The organism is Sphaerotilus uruguayifluvii, assembly GCF_013294065.1.
GTDB classification, from domain to species: Bacteria; Pseudomonadota; Gammaproteobacteria; order Burkholderiales; family Burkholderiaceae_C; genus Sphaerotilus; species Sphaerotilus uruguayifluvii.
Window position 1 is genome coordinate 43,813 of sequence record NZ_JABSNM010000011.1, and the last position, 16,450, is coordinate 60,262.

Consider the following 16,450-nt stretch of genomic DNA (forward strand, 5'->3'; position numbering starts at 1 on the left):
CGTCCTTGTCTCCGGGAGGCATGGTAAGTCCGGGTTTGACGCCAGGATGTCGGCCTGACGACAATCCTAGGGACTCTCCCAAGCGGAGTTTCCCGATCTGGAGGAATCCCGATGAGCCTGACGACGCTGCGCGAACGCTCGCGCGCACCGACCAGCCGCGAGCTCGACGGCATCGCCTGGCTGCAGCCGCTGTCGGCGTCGCACCGGCGGCTCGCGCTGGGCTCGCTGCGCGTGGTGCAGGCCGATGCGGGCGAGGTGCTGTGCCGCACCGGCCGGCCGGCGTCCTACTGGTTCGGCGTCATCGACGGCCTGCTGAAGATGAGCGGCGACGCCGGCGACGGCGCCGCGCCGCTGACCTTCACCGGCGTGCCGCCCGGGGCCTGGTTCGGCGAGGGCACGCTGCTCAAGGGCGAGGCCTACCGCTACAACATCGAGGCGCTGCGCCGCTCGGTGGTGGCCGGCATCACGGCCGAGGTCTTCCACGAGCTGCTCGCGCACAGCCTGCCGTTCAACCGCTTCGTCGTCAACCAGCTCAACGAGCGCCTCGGCCAGTTCATCGCCGCGCGCGAGATCGACCGCATCCACGATCCCGACTCGCGGGTGGCGCGCAACCTCGCGGCGCTGTTCCATCCGGTGCTGTACCCGGGCGTCGGCGAGGTGCTGCGCATCACGCAGCAGGAGCTGGGCTATCTGGTGGGCCTGTCGCGCCAGCGGGTCAACGAGGCGCTGCGCACGCTGCAGGCGCAGGACCTGATCCGCATCGACTACGGCGGCGTGCGGGTGCTGGACCTGGCGGCGCTGCGCGCCTACCGCGGCCAGCCCCGGGGATCGGCCTCAGTGGACGAAGCCGATCGGTGAGTGCCGCCCGGCGCCGGCGTCGGGCAGGTCGGCCGCCAGGATCGTGGTGCGCCGCGCCAGCTTGGCGTTGCCGAAGGCGGTCATCCAGGCTCGGCGCATCTCGCGCGGGGCCATCTCGGCGAAGCGCTCGAGCACCGCCTCCGACGGCGTCTCGTCGAAGCGCCGGCCCCAGTCGTGCGAGGCGCGGATCGAGGCGTGCAGCCGCAGCGCGATGCGCCGGGCGGCGGCCGCGTCCGGCCGCTCGATCTGGTGGATGTTGACCCGGTTCAGGATCGGGTCGGGAATGGCGCGCTCGTCGTTGGCGGTGGCGACCCAGATGACCTGGCTGGCGTCGATCGCGACCTCGGCGAACTCGTCGGTGAAGCTGTGCGCGGTGTCGTGCTCGAGCAGGCTGTAGAGCGAGCCCAGCGGATCGTAGGCCTGCTCGCCGCCGGCCTTGTCGATCTCGTCGACGACGATGACCGGGTTGGCGTAGGCGCCGTCGACCAGCGTCTCGAAGACCTTGCCGGGCCGCGCGCCCTTCCACTGGCTCGACGCCCCCGACAGCACCCAGCCGGCGGTCAGCGAGCTCATCGGCACCATCCCCATTCCGGTGCCCAGCAGCCCGGCCAGTGCCCTGGCGAAGTGCGTCTTGCCCACGCCCGGCGGGCCCAGCAGCAGCATCGGCGTGATCTCGAGCGCATCGCCGCTGTCCTCGCACAGCGCGATCTGGCGGCGCACGTCGTCGAGCACCGCGTGGAAGTTGGGCAGCTCGTCGTAGAGGTGCTCCATCGCCGGCAGGCCGGCGGGCTTGACCTGGAAGCGCTCGGGGCCTTTTTCCAGCATGCGCTCGTAGGTGGCACGCAGGTTCTCGTGCTCCTTGCCGGCGAGCTTGCCGAGGCGCCGCTCGACCTCGTCGAGCCGGTAGACGGAGCGCATCCGCGCGATCGGGATCGCTCCGCGGGGAGAGTCCGCACCCGAGGTGCAGACCAGTTCCGTGCGTGGGGCCAGCATGTCAGTCTCCTGAAGATCCGGGAATCCGGGAACCTGTGCTCGAGACAAGCATGCCGCAGGCCAGGGGGCGATGTCACTCGGGGATGCTCCCCCAAGCGAGGGCTGATCCGCGGACCGGCGCCGCCGATCCTGTCCGAGAGTGTCAGGCGGTGAAAGAGGGTGGGGGACGGGCGTGATCGCATCGGGGGACAGGACGGAAGCCGGATGGCCGGCAGGGCTGCGGGCCGCGCTGCGGTGCCTGCTGCTCCTGCTGGCGCTGCTGGCCGGCCTCGGGGCCGTGCGGGCGCAGACCGCCAGCCCGCCCGAGGTGCTGCGGCTGGACTCGCGCGACGGGCCGGCCCCCGACCTCTGGCGCCACCTGAGGGTGCTGCGCGACGACGCCGGCCGGCTCGACTTCGACACGGCCCGGGCCCTCGCCGGCCAGGCGCAGGCGGCCGGGACGCCCCGGGCCAACTTCGGCGAATACCCCGGCACGCTCTGGATCTTCCTGGACCTCGAGGTCGGCGCGCAGGCCGCGGGCGAATGGCTGCTCGACGTCGCCTATCCGGCCCTCGACGAGGTGGACCTGCAGCTGCTGCGCGACGACCGCCCGGTGACCCTGCTGCACACCGGCGACCGCCTGCGCGGCAGCGCGCGTGCGCTGCTCGCGCGCACCCACCTGCTGCCGCTGTCGCTGCAGGCCGGGCGCCACCGGCTGGTGCTGCGGGTGCACACCTCCGGCAGCCTGATCGCGCCGCTGCAGCTGGTCGTGCCCGAGGTGCACCGCCGCAGCGAGGAGCGCGCGCAGCTGGTGCAGGGGCTGGCGGCCGGCGTGATGCTGTCGCTGCTGCTGTACAGCCTGGCGCAGTGGTACAGCCTGCGCGACCGCATGTTCGTCTACTACGGCCTGAGCGTGCTGAGCCTGGGGCTGTTCCAGATCGCCTTCCACGGCATCGGCATGCAGCATCTGTGGAGCGAGCATCCCGATCTGGCCGAGCGGCTGCCGCCGGTGTGCGTGCTGCTGGGCATCACCGGCACCTTCCTGTTCGTCGACCGGGCGCTGGGGATCGCGGAGGTGCTGCCGCGGCTGTCGCGGCTGATGCATGCCGGCGGGCTGGTCTGCGCCGCTGCGGCGCTGCTGGTGCTGTGCGACCTGCTGAGTTACCGCGACGGGCAGCGCATCGCCAAGGTCCTGGGCCAGCTGCCGACGCTGCTGGCCCTGCCGGTGGCGTGGCGGCGCTGGCGCCAGGGCGATGCGGCGGCCGGCTACCTGCTGGCGGGCTGGACCGTCTACACCTCCGGCGTGCTGGTGCTGGCGCTGCTGATCAGCGGCCGGCTGCCGGCGACGCCGCTGGTGCTGCACGGCTTCCAGATCGCGTCGCTGACCGAGATGGTGATGTGGCTGGTGGTCACCGGCGTGCGGGTCGCCGCGCTGCGGCGCGCGGCCGAGCAGGTGCGCCATGACGGCGAGCGCCTGCGCCGGCTCGCCGAGACGGACGCGCTGACCGGGCTGCTGAACCGGCGCGGCCTGCAGCAGGCGGCCGGCCCGGCGCTGGCGCGCGCCCGGCCCGGCCACGCGACCGCGCTCTTCCTGCTCGACCTCGACGGCTTCAAGCCGGTCAACGACCGCTTCGGCCACCAGGCCGGCGACCAGGTGCTGGCCGAGGTCGCGCGCCGGCTGCAGGCCCAGGTGCGCCAGAGCGATCTGGTGGCCCGCATCGGCGGCGACGAGTTCGTCGTGATGGCCACCGGGCTGCCGGACGAGCCGGCGGCGCTGCGGCTCGGGCAGGCGCTGCTGGACGCGATCGCGCCCGACATCGAGGTGGTGCAGGGCCCGCCCTGCCGGGTCGGCGCGACGATCGGCCTGGCGATGGTGCCGGCCGACGGACACGACATCGCCGTGCTGCTCGAGCGCGCCGATCAGGCGATGTACGCGGGCAAGCAGGCCGGCAAGCGGCAGGTGCGGCGCTTCACCTGACGAAGGTGTTGAGCTGGATGATCGGCAGCAGCACCGCCAGCACGATCACCATCACCACGCCGCCCATGCCGACGATCAGCAGCGGCTCCAGGATGGTCGCGGTCTGCATCGCGCGGCGCTGCACCTCGGCGCCGAGCTGGGTGGCGGCGCGCTGCAGCATCAGCGGCAGCTCGCCGGTCTGCTCGCCCAGGCGGGCGAACATCGCCAGCAGCCCCGGAAAGCGCTTCTTCGCCGCCAGCGCCGAGGCCAGCGGCGCGCCTTCGCGCACCTGCACCAGCGCCTCCATCGCGTCGGCGCGCATCGCGCGGTTGGACAGCGTCTCGGCCGCGGCCTGCAGCGCCTTCAGGATTGGCACGCCCGAGCCGGCCAGCATCGCCAGCGTGCCGGCGAAGCGCGCCGCGTTGTAGCCGCGCGCGAGCCGCCCGACCAGCGGCAGGCGCAGCATCGCCGCATCGAGCCGCTCGCGGGTGGCCTCGTTGCGGCGCGCCAGCAGCAGCGCGCCGCTCGCGCCGACCAGGGCCAGCAGCAGCGCCCAGCCCCACTGGCGCAGGAAGGCGCTGAGCGCCAGCATCGCGCTGGTCAGCAGCGGCAGCGCCTTCTTGCTGCCGGCGAAGACCTGCGCGACCTGCGGCACCACGTAGGTCACCAGGAAGATCACGATGACGACCGCCACCACCGAGACGATGGCCGGATACAGCGTCGCGCCGATCAGCTTGGCCTTGAGCGCCTGGCGCTCCTCCAGGTCGTCGGCCAGGCGCTCGAGCACCCGGCCGAGCTGGCCGCTCTGCTCGCCGGCAGCCACCACCGCGCGGTAGACCTCGTCGAACTCGCGCGGCGCGCCGGCCAGCGCACGCGCGAAGGGCGATCCGGCATTGACCTCGGCGCGCAGGTGCGCGAGCAGCTCGCGCTGGCGCGGGTCCTCGGCCTCGTCGGCCAGCGCGGTCAGCGCGCGCTCCAGCGGCAGGCCGGCGGCCACCAGGCCGGCGAGCTGGCGCGTCCAGACCGCCAGCGCGGTGGCGTCGAAGACGCGCCGGCGCAGCCGCGAGGCGGTGCCGCCGCTGCCGCCGCCCTCGTCGGCGGCCGACACCGGCTGCACGTCGAGCGGCACCAGCGCGCGTGCACGCAGCTGGGCGCGGATCGCGCGGGCGCTGTCGCCCTCGAGCAGACCGTTCTGGGTCTTGCCGCTGGCGTCGAGCGCCTCGAATCGGTAGGCAGGCATCAGGCTGGATTCCGGTCAGTCCCGCGTCACCCGCAGCAGCTCTTCCATCGAGGTGATGCCGGCGGCCACCAGCCGCTCGCCGTCCTCGCGCATCGAGCGCAGGCCCGCCCCGCGCGCCGCGGCGATCAGCTCGGACTCGGGCGCGCGCGCATGGATCAGCGCCTGCACCCGCTCGTCGACCGTCATCAGCTCGTAGACGCCGGTGCGGCCCTTGTAGCCGCTGTGGCCGCAGTGGTCGCAGCCGACCGGATGCCAGCGGCCGTCCGCGCCCTGGCGGCGGCAGTGCGTGCAGAGCTTGCGCACCAGGCGCTGCGCCAGCACGCCCAGCAGCGACGACGACAGCAGGAAGGGCTCGATGCCCATGTCGGTCAGGCGGGTCACCGCGCTGGGCGCGTCGTTGGTGTGCAGCGTCGCCAGCACCAGGTGGCCGGTCAGCGAGGCCTGCACCGCGATCTGCGCCGTCTCGTGGTCGCGGATCTCGCCGATCATGATCACGTCCGGGTCCTGGCGCAGGATGGCGCGCAGCGCCTTGGCGAAGGTCAGGTCGATCTTGGCGTTGACCTGCGTCTGGCCGATGCCGGCGAGCTCGTACTCGACCGGGTCCTCGACCGTCAGCACGTTGGTGGTCGAGGTGTCGACCTGGCCGAGCGCGGCGTAGAGCGTCGTCGTCTTGCCCGAGCCGGTCGGGCCGGTGACCAGCACGATGCCGTGCGGCTGGGCGATCTGCCGGGTGAAGCCCGCCAGCGTGTCGCCCTGCATGCCGAGGCCGGTCAGCGAGAACTTCGCCTCGCCCTTGTCGAGCAGGCGCAGCACCGCGCGCTCGCCGTGCACGCCCGGCAGCGTCGAGACGCGCACGTCGATCGCCCGCCCGCCGATGCGCAGCGAGATGCGCCCGTCCTGCGGCAGGCGCTTCTCGGCGATGTCGAGCTCGGCCATGATCTTCAGCCGGCTGATGAGGGCCGCGTGCAGCGCCTTGTTGGGCTGCACGATCTCGCGCAGCGTGCCGTCGACGCGGAAGCGCACCGCCGACGAGCGCTCGTAGGGCTCGATGTGGATGTCGCTGGCACCGTCCTTGGCGGCCTGCGTCAGCAGCGCGTTGAGCATGCGGATGATGGGCGCGTCGTTGGCGGCCTCCAGCAGGTCCTCGACCGCCGGCAGGTCCTGCATCATGCGGCTGAGATCGACCGCGCTCTCGACCTCGCCGACGACCGCCGCGGCGCTGGACTCGCCGCCGGCATAGGCCTGGGCGATGCGCTGCGCCAGCCGCTCGGGCGCCTCCAGCTCGACCGCATCGACCGCGTGCAGGCGCAGGACCTCGGCCAGCGCGGCGCGCGGCGCCTGGGCGTCGGCCCACAGCACCAGGCGCTCGCCGTCGTCCTCGAGCAGCAGGCGCTGCGACTTGGCCCAGGCGTAGGGCAGGGGATGGCGCACGGGACGGGCTCCTTGGCTGGACGTGAGCGGCTTCAGGGCCGGGAGCCGCTGGCGGCCGACGGCGCCGACGCGGGCGCGGCCGCTCGCGCGGGCACGGCCGGCAGCACCGGCGACTCGTTGATGTTGCCCAGCGTCGCCGAGGGCACCGGCTGGCTGGTCTGCTGGCGCGCGCGGATCGCCTCGTAGCGGTCGAGCGTCAGCGCGGTGGCGTCCTCCTGGGTGCGCATCACCACCGGGCGCAGGAAGACCAGCAGATTGGTCTTGACGCGCTTGCGCGAGCCGGACTTGAACAGGTTGCCCACCAGCGGGATCGAGGCCAGGCCGGGCACCCGGTCCTCGCCGTCGCCGTACTCGTCCTTCAGCAGGCCGCCGAGCACCATGATCTGGCCGTCGTCGACCACGACGGTGGTCTCGATCGCGCTCTTGTCGGTGGTCGGGCCGCTGGTGGTGCTGGTGCTGACGACGCTGGAGTTCTCCTGGTAGACCTGCATGCGCACCGTGCCGTTCTCGCCGATCTGCGGCTTCAGGCGCAGCGTCAGGCCGACGTCCTTGCGCTCGATGGTCTGGAACGGGTTGGCCGAGTTGCTGCTCGAGCCGGTGCCGGTGAAGCTGCCGGTGACGAAGGGCACGTTCTGGCCGATGACGATCTTGGCCTCCTCGTTGTCGAGCGCGACCAGATTGGGCGTCGACAGCACGTTGGCGCCGGCCTCGGACTCCAGGAAGCGCGCCAGCGCGCCCAGCGTGTAGACGCCGTTGATCGCCTGGATCAGGCCGATGTTCAGGCCGTTGCCCAGCAGGCCGGAGGCGCTGCCGCCGCTGGCCAGCGCGGCGCCGGCGGTGGTCGACAGGTCGAGGATGTTGCCGGTCTTGCTGCCGTAGTTCGTGCCGGCGACCAGGCCGTACTTGTCGCCGTTCTTGCCCAGCAGGCCCTGCCACTGGAAGCCGAACTCGGCCGTCTTGCTCGCGTCGATCTTGACGATCATCGACTCGACGTAGACCTGGGCGCGGCGGGCGTCGAGCTGGTCGATGACGGCGCGCAGCTGGCGGTACATCGGCTCCGGTGCGGTGATGATCAGCGCGTTGGTGGCCGGGTCGGCCTGGATGAAGCCGCCGGTCGACGGGCTGGCCGCGGCGCTGACCGGGCTGGTCGACTGGGGCGAGGCGGTGCTGCCGGACTGGCCCGTCATCGCGGCGATGCCGCCGCCCTGCGCCAGGCCCGCGCCCGAGCCGCCCGAGCCGCCCGACAGCCCGCCGGAGGCCTGCCCGCCCGCGCTGCCGCCGCCGGCGCCATAGGCCGCGCGCAGCACGGTGGCCAGGCGGGTCGCGTCGGCGTTCTTCAGGTAGACGACCCGGATGTTGCCGGCCGCCTCGGCGCCGGTGGCCGGCTGGTCGAGCTTGGCGATGACCGAGCGCACGGCGGCCAGCCGCGCGGCGTTGGGTGCGCGGATCAGCAGCGAGTTGGTGCGCGCGTCGGCCAGCACCGAGACCGCGCCGCCGGTGGTGGCCGGCGCCGCGCCGGGCGTGCCGCCGGCCGAGCTGTCGGCGAAGCGCTGCACCATCTGCGCGATGTCGGAGGCCACCGCGTGCCGCACCGGCACCACCTCGACGTCGGTGGCCGCCGGCGTGTCCAGCGCCGCGATGATCTTGGCGATGCGCTGCAGGTTGTCGGCGTAGTCGGTGATGACCAGCGTGTTGTTGCCGGGGTTGGCGTTGATGGTGTTGTTCGGCGTGATCAGCGGGCGCAGCACCGTCACCAGGTTGTTGACGTTCTCGTGCTTCAGGCTGAAGACCTGCGTCAGGATCTGGTCGCCGCCGCGCACCACCTGGCCGACCGAGACGGTGCCGGTCTGCAGCTTGGCCTCGGCCTCCGGCACGATCTTCAGCAGCCCCGAGACCTCGACGATGGTGAAGCCCAGGCCGCGCAGCGCGGACATGAAGTTCAGGAAGGCCTCGCGCTCGGTCAGCGGCTGCTCGCTGTAGAGCGTCATCTGCCCGCGCACCCGCGGGTCGACGACGATCTGGCGCTTGACGATCGCCGCCATCGCGCGCGCGACCGCGTCGATCTCGGCGTTGACGAAGTTGACCGTCACCTTCGGGCCGCTGCTGGCGGCGGCGGCGGCGGCGCGGCGCGCGGCGCCCTGCTGGGCCTGCGCGTCGGCGGCCGGGAGGGCGAGACCGCCGATCGCGGTCAGGCCGGCCAGGGCGGCGGCCAGCAGGCGCTGCGGCACGGGGGGGCGGAGGCACGGCTTCATGGTCATCCGATCGAGAGCAGGGACCGCGCGCCCTGGCGCCGTCCGATGATGTTGAGCAGGTTGTCGAGCGCGGGGCGCTCGGCCTCGCGCGCGCTGGCCTCGCCGCGCAGGCGCAGGCCGCCGGCACCCCAGCTGCCGCTGGCGCCGAGCTGCAGCGGTCCGTCGAGGGTCTCGAGCTGGACGGCGGCGGTGCCGGCCTGCGCCGCATCGCTGCCGACCGTCAGCCGGTAGCTGCCCAGCCGCGGCAGCGTCGTCAGCCGCGACGACAGGTCGCGCATCTCCAGCGTGGCCGAGCCGTTCATCGCGAAGCGGCCGCGCGCCCAGGCCAGCTGCAGGCCGTGCGCGTCGAGCTGCATCGAGCCGCCCGGGCGCATCGTGTTGAACGGCGTGCCCAGGCCGACCAGCCAGGCGGCCGGCCACTGGCCGACGCGGCTGCCGCCCTGCGCGGGATCGGGCAGCACCTGCACCTCGATCCGGCCCAGGCCGGGGCGCACGCCCAGCCGCGGCTCGCCGGCCAGGCAGCAGTCGTGGCGCAGCGCGAGCTGCGCCGACAGCCCCGACAGGCTCAGCCGCCAGCCGATGCGCCCGGGCAGGGCCATCGCGTCGCGGCTGCCGGGGCCGGCGGTCAGCACCAGCACCGCGTCGCCCGACCACAGCGTGCCGCGCGCGTCGGCCAGCACCACCCGGTCGCGCGTGGCGGCCGCGACCGCCCGCGCCAGCCACGGCGCCGGCGCGGCCACCGGCAGCACGACCAGCGCGCCGCACAGCGCGCCGGCCGCGGCCCAGTGCCGGCTGGCGCGCGCCTGCGCGACCCAGCCGCTGCCCGAGCGCATCAGCGTGTCGCCGAAGGCCGAGGGCGGTCCGGCGCTGGGCTGGTAGGTCGGGCGCCAGCGCGGCATCTTCGGTTCGGGTCGGCCCATCGTCCTGGCTCCGCCCGGTCTCACTGCGGCGGCGCCAGCGTCAGCACGACGCTGCCGCTGTAGCCGTTGCCGATGCGCCCGAGCTGGGCCTCGACGACACGCGCCCGCGCGGCGCTGCGCACCTCGTCGAGCCAGGCCGCCAGCGCCGCCGGCTCGATCGCGGTGAACTGCACGGTGATGCGCTCGCCGCTGCCCTGCAGCTTCGCCACCGCGCCCAGGCGCTGGGTGGCCGACTGCAGCGCGGCTTCGGCCTGGGGCGGCGCCACCGGCGGCTGCGCGCGCAGCTCGCCGGCCTCGGCAGCCAGATGGCGCATGCGCGCGAGCCGGGTGTCGATCTCGGCCAGCCGTGCCGGCGCGCTCGACAGGCTGCGCAGCGCCGGCGCGACCGCCACGCTCCACAGCAGGAACAGGCCGAGCGCCAGCGCGGCCAGCCCGAGGCCGACGCGCTCGCGCGGGGCCAGCGTCAGCCAGCGCTGGCGCAGCGGCTCGGCCTGGCGGCGCAGGGTCTCGAACGGGGAGGGGGAGTCCTTGGGCATCGTCTCGTCGGTCGGCGGGAAGGACTTCAGCGGCGCTCGGTGCGGGCGCGGCCGAGCGTGACCTGCTCGCCGCCGCCGTCCAGCAGCCAGCCGGCCGGCGCCAGCGTCGAGCGCATCTGCTCGAGCTGCTCGGGCGGCAGGCCCGGCGCGCCCAGGCGCAGCTGGCCCGGCTCGAAGGCGATCGTCTGCGGCGCGCGGCCCTCGGGCCAGACGCTGGCGGCGACCTGCAGCAGCGTCTCGAGGTCGCCGTCGCCGGCGCGGCCGGCACGGGTGCGCAGCATCTCGTTCTCGCGCTCCATCTGCACCGGCGCGTCGAGCACCGCGCGCACCTGCGGATGGGTGCGCGTCAGGATCTGGGTCATCTCGGTGCGGCGGTCGCGCAGCTCGCGCTCCTGCAGCCAGGCCCAGGCGTTCAGTCCGGCGATCTGCGCCGCGACCAGCCCGACCAGGCCGAGCCGCACCGGCCGCCAGCCCGGCGTCATGAAGCGCCGCCAGGCCTCGCGCAGCTGCGCCAGCCCGCGGTGGCGCGGCGCCAGCTCGAACTGGCGCAGGTTCCACGGGCTCTGCGCGGCCGCCAGCAGCAGGTCGGCCTGGCCGGTGACCTGCACCGGCTGGCCGAGCCAGCGTTCGGCCGGCGCGGCCGCGGCCGGCTCGGCGGTCCACATCGTGTCGCCCGGCAGCGGCTCGGGCAGCAGCGCGCGCGACAGCGAGCCCGCCAGCGGCCAGGTCGACACGCCCTGCGCGTCGACCCAGCTCAGCCGCGGCTGCGGCGGCTCGTCGAGCGGATCGGCATGGAAATGGCCGCGCGCCAGCGTGTCGGGCCACAGCGCCGGCACGATGCGGTCGACCGGCCGGCCGGCGCCCTCGACCAGCGCGAGCTGCGCGACGAGCCAGTCGCGGTCGGTCACCGCCAGCCAGCCGGGCTCGCCCGCCTGCGCGTCCGGCGCGGCGGCCAGGTGCAGCGTGTCGGTCTCGTCGAGCAGCGCCTCCTCGGCCAGGCCGGCCAGCGCCGCGCGCAGCCGCGCCGCCGGCGCCTTCGGCCAGTCGAGACGGTGGAAGGCCACGTCGGTGATGGCGCAGACGGCCACCGTCGTGCCGGCCTGCGGCAGCAGCGCCGCGGCGCAGCGGCCCTCGGACTGCACGGTGCGGCCGTCCGGACTCAGCACCCAGGCCAGTTCGGGCGCGGGCGCCGCGGTCGTGCGGGTCTGCGGATGCAGGCGCGGACGGGCGGGCAGCTGGATGACGAGCAGGCTCATTCGGGATGGGAAGGATGTCGGGCCGATTGTAGGGGGGCGGGCCGGGGCGAACTGTGACCGGGCGTGGTATCTGCCTCGTGAACCGGTGCCCTGTCGCCCGCCGCTACGGCTGCAGCGCCGCCTGCAGTTCGCGCGGGTCGGTGAGCCGGCGGGTCGACAGCAGCCGCACCTCGCGCCCCTGGCGCTCGATCAGCGAGCGCTGCGCGATCACCAGCGCGTCGAGCCGCAGCACGCCGCTGACGACGAAGAAGCTGCTGTTGACGCTGACGCGGCGCGCATCGGTCAGCGCGCGCTCGCCCAGCACCCGCTTGGCGTCGTCGGGCGAGCGCAGCGGCTCGCGCAGCCGCGCCTGCACCAGACGCTGCGCGCCGGCCAGATCGGTGCCGGGCAGGACGGCCGCGATGACCTCCTTCGGCGCGGTGTTCAGGTTGACCGGCGTCTCGCGCGGCAGCAGCACGACATAGGGCCGCAGCGTGCGCACCACCGGCTCGGACAGGCCCAGCCAGCCGAGCTCGTCGGCCGAGGGCGGCATCAGCGGCAGCGCGCTGCCGTTCTCGACCGAGCCGGTCTCGGTCTCGGTGGCGCCGCCGGGCGTGGCGCGGCGCAGCGCCAGCGCCAGCCGCTGCGCGACGTCGCCGCCCAGGCCGAGGTACTCGCACAGCCGCGTCAGCGTCTGCAGCTCCGGCGGGCTGACCTTGCCCTGCTGCACCAGATTGCGCAGGTTGTAGCGCGACTGCGCATCCTCGATGCGGCCGGAGAGGAAGGCGTCGGGCATGCCCTCGGCCATCTTGCTGTCGGCGGCCAGGAAGGTCGACAGGCGCGCCTCGGCCAGCGGCGCGGCCCAGGGCTCGTTGAGGTGGTCGGTGCCGCCGCTGCGTGCATCCTCGCGCAGGATCATGCGCGACCAGTCGAGCGCGCCCTGCAGCAGCCACTGCGCCTGCGTCTGCACCCGCTCGGCCGACTCGACCTGCAGCGCGCGCCACTGCTGCCACAGCATGCCCGCGGCCAGCGTCGCCACCACGGTGACCAGGATCATCGCGGTCAGCAGCGCCGCGCCGCGCTGGGCGGGCGGGCGGCGGCCGCTGGAGAGGGGCATGCGCATGTGCGTCGGTCCCGGGCGCTTCAGGGGTGGATCAGCCGCAGGTCGCGGGTCAGCGTGCCGCTGGCGGTGCCGTTCTCGCCGAAGCGCAGCATCACCCGCAGGCCGTCGGGCAGCGCGTCGTGCACCTGGTTGACCACCGCCGCCGGCTGCACGCTGCCGGACTCGACCGGCGGCGCCAGCGGCGGGCCGCCGGGCCCGCGCGAGGCGCCGCCCTCGGGCGGTGCGGCCGCGGCCGGATCGGGCGTCGCGCCGCCCTGCGGCGTGGCCACGTCGCCGCTGGACTGGGCGTTGCTCCAGCTGTTGCTGCTGATGTGGAAGACATGGAGCTGCCACTGCTCGACGCCCTGCAGCATCGCCAGCGTGCCGGCCTCGCTGCCCAGCAGCTGGTAGCTGCGCATCCAGGCCTCCTGCAGCGCGTCCATCGTCGTGGCCACCGGCGCGCTCCAGCGCCACAGCGTGCCGCCGCGCAGCGTCCAGGCGACGACCTGCATGCCGTCCGGGCGGCGGCGCGTCAGCCGCAGCGTCGCGCCGTCGAAGTTCATGCCGGGCACGACCTGCGAGTCGGCGATCTCGCGCAGGTCGGCCTCCCACTGCGCCATCACCGACTGCAGCCGCAGCAGCCGCTCCATGCGCGCCTGCGTGATCTCGCGGCTGCGCACCACCGCGTCGACGCCCTGCCAGGCCATCGCGCTCATCAGCGCCATCAGCATCAGCGCGACCAGCAGCTCGATCAGCGTGAAGCCGCGCGGGCGGGGGCCGCCGTGCCGGCGGAGGCGGGACGGGGCGCGCATCACAGCCTCGACATCACGGTGCTGTAGACCAGCAGGCTGCGGTCGTCGGCGTCGAGCATCTGCACGTCGATGCGGCGGAACAGCGGGTTGGGCGTCGGCCGCACGGTCACATGGCCGCGGTAGTCGCGCCCGAGCTGCTCGCAGCGGAACTCGCTGTCGCCGATCGGGGGCTGCTGGCGCGTCAGGCGCAGGTTGGCCAGATGGTTGTCGGCGCACCACTGCGCCGCCAGCGTGTCGCCGAGCCGCTCGGCGTTGCCGCTGAGCGCGCCGGCGGCCTTGATGCCGGCGGCCAGCGTCAGCGCGACGATGGTCAGCGCGACCAGCACCTCGATCAGCGTCAGGCCGCGTTCAGCGCGCATCGCCGCCCTCCGGGGCATCGGCGATCACCGCGAAGGGCGCCAGTCCGTCGGTGGCCAGCACGACGCGGCGGTCGTCGAGCTGCAGCACCAGGCGCTGCGCCGGGATCACCGGCTCCGGCCCGAGCACCAGCGCGCGCTGGCGCGCCGGCAGCTGCACCACGATGCGGTCCGAGAGATCCGCATCCGACCAGCGCTCGGGCAGCTCGTGGCCGGGCGGCAGGCCCTCGAAGTGGAAGTCGAGGCCGGCGATCTCCGGCCGCGCCGGATCGGCGCCCGGCACCCAGCTCGCCAGCGTGCCCGAGGCGCGGGCCTGCACCCGCGCGGTCTCAAGGATGGCGGCCAGCCGCGCGGCCTCGCGCTCCAGCCGGGTCGCGGCCGGGTCGGGCAGCGCCAGCGTGACCACCGCGCTGGCCAGCGCGACGATCGCCACCACCACCAGCAGCTCCAGGATCGTGAAGCCGCGAGCGCGACGTGCGCGCGGGCGCAGGGCGGGAGCGGCGTGTGCGCTCAGGACGATCCCTTGGCGCTCACTGCCAGGAGCCGATGTCGGCGTCCTTGCCCTCGCCGCCGGCCTGGCCGTCGGCGCCGTAGCTGAAGACGTCGATCGGGCCCTTCACGCCGGGATTGGCGTACTGGTACGGGCGGCCCCAGGGGTCGCTGGGCAGCTTGTCCAGGTAGGGCTTCCAGTTCGACGGCGCCGGGCCGGTCGAGGGCTTGGCGACCAGCGCCTGCAGGCCCTGCTCGCCGGTGGGGTAGCGCTGGTTGTCGAGCTTGTAGAGCTTGAGCGCCTGCATCAGGTTGTTGACGTCGGTGCGCGCGGCGGTGACCCGGGCATCGTCGGCGCGGTCGAGCACGTTCGGCACGATCAGCGCGGCCAGCACGCCGATGATGACCAGCACGACCATCAGCTCGATCAGCGTGAAACCGCGTGCAGCGGTGCGGGCGAGACGCGAACTTTTCATTCGGGCAATCCTGTCGGTCCGTGAGTCAGCGGGGTCGTCGATCATAATCCCCCGCCATGGCAGCACGTTGGACAGCATGGTTGGTGTGGGCCGCCCTGGCGGGCAGTCTGGTCTTCTGGGGCCTGCGCCTGGGCGTGCGCCCCGCGGGGCTGCCGCCGCAGGTCCAGACGGTCGCCACCGAGCAGGCGGTGCGCGGCGACGTGCTGCGCATGCTCGGCAGCGTGCCGGCGGCCGGCACGCCGGCTCCGGCCGCGCCGGCGGCGGCCTCCCGCTTCAAGCTGGTCGGCGCGATCGTCGAGGCCGGCGGCACCGGCTGGGCGATGCTGGCGGTCGACGATCGCCCGGCGCGCGTGGTGCGTGTCGGCGCGCGGGTCGACGGCGACTGGGTGCTGCAGTCGATCAGCGCGCAGCAGGTCGCGATCGGTCCGGCCGGCGCGCCGGCGCAGGTCACGCTCGACCTGCCGCGGCTGCCGCCACCGGCCACCGGCGTGCCGGGGCAGGCGGCGGCCGCGCCGGGCGGCGGGGCGATGCCGGGGGGCGGCCTGCCGCAGCCCGGCGGCCTGGTTGTGCCGCAGCCGGCGCCGGTGCCCCAGGTGCAGGTGCCGGTCGAGGGCATGGTGTCGGTGCAGCCGCCGATCGTGCAGGCGCCGCCCGATGGCGCCGGCACCGTCAGCGGCGGCGCGCCGACCGGCCAGCCCGATCCGGGCGCCGTGCGCTGACGCCTCAGCCGCGCACCGGCAGCGGATCGAAGTCCGACGGCGTCGTCTCCTGCGGCTCGGCCGGCGGCGGCATGGGCTCGACGGTGTCCTCGACCTCGGTCAGCAGCGCGCAGGCGGCGCGCACCAGCGGCCAGCTCAGCGCGGTGCCGGTGCCGTCGATCGACTCCAGGCCGAGCGCCAGCAGCGCCGCGCTCTCGAAGCCGGCCAGCACGAAGTCCAGTCCGCGGTGCTCGCTGCTGCGGCAGAACAGCGCGTAGTCGACCACCGTCGGCGCGATGTGCGAGGCCACCAGCAGCGCCGCGCAGGCGCCCATGCCGTCGACCAGGATCAGGTGGCGCCGCTCGGCGGCGGTCAGCATCGCGCCGACCATCATCGCCATCTCGAAGCCGCCGAAGGTCGCCAGCGCATGCACCGGATCCTCCGAGGCCGGATGGCGGTTGTGCGCGCTCTGCAGCACCGCCATCGCGTGCACGAAGTCCTCCTCGCTCATGCGCGGGCCGGCGTGGACCAGGTCGCGCAGCGCCAGGCCGGTCACCCGCGAGATCACCAGCGCCGCCGAGGCGGGCGAGCCCACGCCCAGGCCGGCGCAGCCCAGCACGTTGCCCGACAGCGACTCGGCGATCTCCATGCCGGCGCGGATCGCGGCGTTGACCTGGTCGATCGTCATCGCGGCGGTGACGCGGCAGTTGCGCGTGCCGTGCGCGATCTTGCGCGCGAGCACGCCCGGCCGCGGCGCCAGCGCGCTGGCCAGGCCGCAGTCGACGATGTCCATCGACATGCCCTGGTGGTGCGCGAACACCGGCAGCGGCACGCGGCAGCCCAGCAGGTCGGCGACCTGCGCGGCGGTGCTGTGGTGCTGCGGCGGATTCAGGTCGACCGCCAGGCCGTGGTCGCCGGCGAACAGCAGCAGCTGCGGCTGGCGCAGCCGCGGCCTGAGCGTGCCCTGGATCAGGCCCAGGCGCAGCGCCAGCGGCACCAGCTCGCCCAGGCTGCCAGCGGCGGCGACCCGGCGGTCGAGCTTGAAGCGCAGCGCCTCCTCGAGCTGGGGATGGGCGGTCGGGGCGATCAGGGGCCGGGCAGCGGAACGCATCGGTC

Annotated in this window: 16 protein-coding genes; 3 read left to right on the forward strand and 13 right to left on the reverse strand. The window is 74.4% G+C overall.

All coding sequences use genetic code 11. The annotated features are described in order from the left end of the window. Positions 1–111 precede the first annotated feature (111 nt). Entirely contained in the window at positions 112–858 is a 747-nt protein-coding gene (locus HNQ01_RS13195; protein WP_173805912.1) for a Crp/Fnr family transcriptional regulator, read from the forward strand. Here HNQ01_RS13195 and HNQ01_RS13200 read toward each other — a convergent pair. Continuing rightward, positions 835–1,851: an AAA family ATPase gene (locus tag HNQ01_RS13200; protein WP_173805913.1), complete on the reverse strand. Its 1,017-nt coding sequence runs from the start codon at positions 1,849–1,851 to the stop codon at positions 835–837. The genes HNQ01_RS13195 and HNQ01_RS13200 overlap by 24 nt on opposite strands. Before the next feature lie 172 nt (positions 1,852–2,023). Here HNQ01_RS13200 and HNQ01_RS13205 point away from each other — a divergent pair, with 172 nt between their 5' ends. Further along, on the forward strand, positions 2,024–3,808 hold the full coding sequence (locus HNQ01_RS13205) for a diguanylate cyclase domain-containing protein (protein ID WP_173805914.1): 1,785 nt from the start codon (positions 2,024–2,026) through the stop codon (positions 3,806–3,808). Here HNQ01_RS13205 and gspF read toward each other — a convergent pair. The 11 genes from gspF to gspG form a co-directional block, all read right to left on the reverse strand. Next, the gene (gene gspF, locus HNQ01_RS13210) at positions 3,801–5,027 is read right to left on the reverse strand and encodes a type II secretion system inner membrane protein GspF (protein ID WP_173805915.1); all 1,227 of its coding nucleotides are present in this window, start codon (positions 5,025–5,027) and stop codon (positions 3,801–3,803) included. The genes HNQ01_RS13205 and gspF overlap by 8 nt on opposite strands. A 15-nt stretch (positions 5,028–5,042) precedes the next feature. After that, positions 5,043–6,458, reverse strand: a complete 1,416-nt coding sequence (gene gspE, locus HNQ01_RS13215; protein WP_173805916.1) for a type II secretion system ATPase GspE — start codon at positions 6,456–6,458, stop codon at positions 5,043–5,045. 32 nt (positions 6,459–6,490) lie between these two features. Continuing rightward, positions 6,491–8,710: a type II secretion system secretin GspD gene (gene gspD / locus HNQ01_RS13220; RefSeq protein ID WP_173805917.1), complete on the reverse strand. Its 2,220-nt coding sequence runs from the start codon at positions 8,708–8,710 to the stop codon at positions 6,491–6,493. 2 nt (positions 8,711–8,712) lie between these two features. Beyond that, a complete protein-coding gene (gene gspN / locus HNQ01_RS13225; protein WP_286180764.1) occupies positions 8,713–9,630 on the reverse strand; it encodes a type II secretion system protein N in 918 nt (305 codons plus the stop codon). Positions 9,631–9,650: 20 nt separating this feature from the next. Beyond that, positions 9,651–10,166, reverse strand: a complete 516-nt coding sequence (gene gspM, locus HNQ01_RS13230; protein WP_173805918.1) for a type II secretion system protein GspM — start codon at positions 10,164–10,166, stop codon at positions 9,651–9,653. Between the two features lie 26 nt (positions 10,167–10,192). Continuing rightward, positions 10,193–11,422 carry a type II secretion system protein GspL gene (gene gspL, locus HNQ01_RS13235; protein WP_173805919.1) on the reverse strand — a complete coding sequence of 410 codons (1,230 nt, stop codon included), beginning with the start codon at positions 11,420–11,422 and terminating at the stop codon, positions 10,193–10,195. A gap of 103 nt (positions 11,423–11,525) precedes the next feature. Further along, positions 11,526–12,524 (reverse strand): type II secretion system minor pseudopilin GspK, encoded by a 999-nt coding sequence (gspK, locus tag HNQ01_RS13240; RefSeq protein ID WP_286180765.1) that lies wholly within the window; start codon positions 12,522–12,524, stop codon positions 11,526–11,528. A 20-nt stretch (positions 12,525–12,544) separates the two neighbouring features. Then, the gene (locus HNQ01_RS13245) at positions 12,545–13,315 is read right to left on the reverse strand and encodes a PulJ/GspJ family protein (RefSeq protein ID WP_173805920.1); all 771 of its coding nucleotides are present in this window, start codon (positions 13,313–13,315) and stop codon (positions 12,545–12,547) included. Next, complete coding sequence (gene gspI, locus HNQ01_RS13250; RefSeq protein WP_173805921.1) at positions 13,315–13,674, reverse strand: type II secretion system minor pseudopilin GspI; 360 nt, start codon at positions 13,672–13,674, stop codon at positions 13,315–13,317. Before gspI ends, HNQ01_RS13245 begins: the two co-directional genes overlap by 1 nt. Next, a complete protein-coding gene (locus tag HNQ01_RS13255; protein WP_353621702.1) occupies positions 13,664–14,191 on the reverse strand; it encodes a prepilin-type N-terminal cleavage/methylation domain-containing protein in 528 nt (175 codons plus the stop codon). The genes gspI and HNQ01_RS13255 overlap by 11 nt, the downstream gene beginning before the upstream one ends. A 10-nt stretch (positions 14,192–14,201) precedes the next feature. Then, positions 14,202–14,636, reverse strand: coding sequence for a type II secretion system major pseudopilin GspG (gspG, locus tag HNQ01_RS13260; protein WP_173805922.1), 435 nt, complete (start codon positions 14,634–14,636; stop codon positions 14,202–14,204). 80 nt (positions 14,637–14,716) lie between these two features. Here gspG and HNQ01_RS13265 point away from each other — a divergent pair, with 80 nt between their 5' ends. Beyond that, positions 14,717–15,355 (forward strand): hypothetical protein, encoded by a 639-nt coding sequence (locus HNQ01_RS13265; RefSeq protein ID WP_217427535.1) that lies wholly within the window; start codon positions 14,717–14,719, stop codon positions 15,353–15,355. Between the two features lie 4 nt (positions 15,356–15,359). Here the strand turns inward: HNQ01_RS13265 and HNQ01_RS13270 are convergent, their stop codons facing one another. Continuing rightward, positions 15,360–16,445, reverse strand: coding sequence for a nicotinate-nucleotide--dimethylbenzimidazole phosphoribosyltransferase (locus HNQ01_RS13270; protein ID WP_173805924.1), 1,086 nt, complete (start codon positions 16,443–16,445; stop codon positions 15,360–15,362). Positions 16,446–16,450 lie beyond the last annotated feature (5 nt).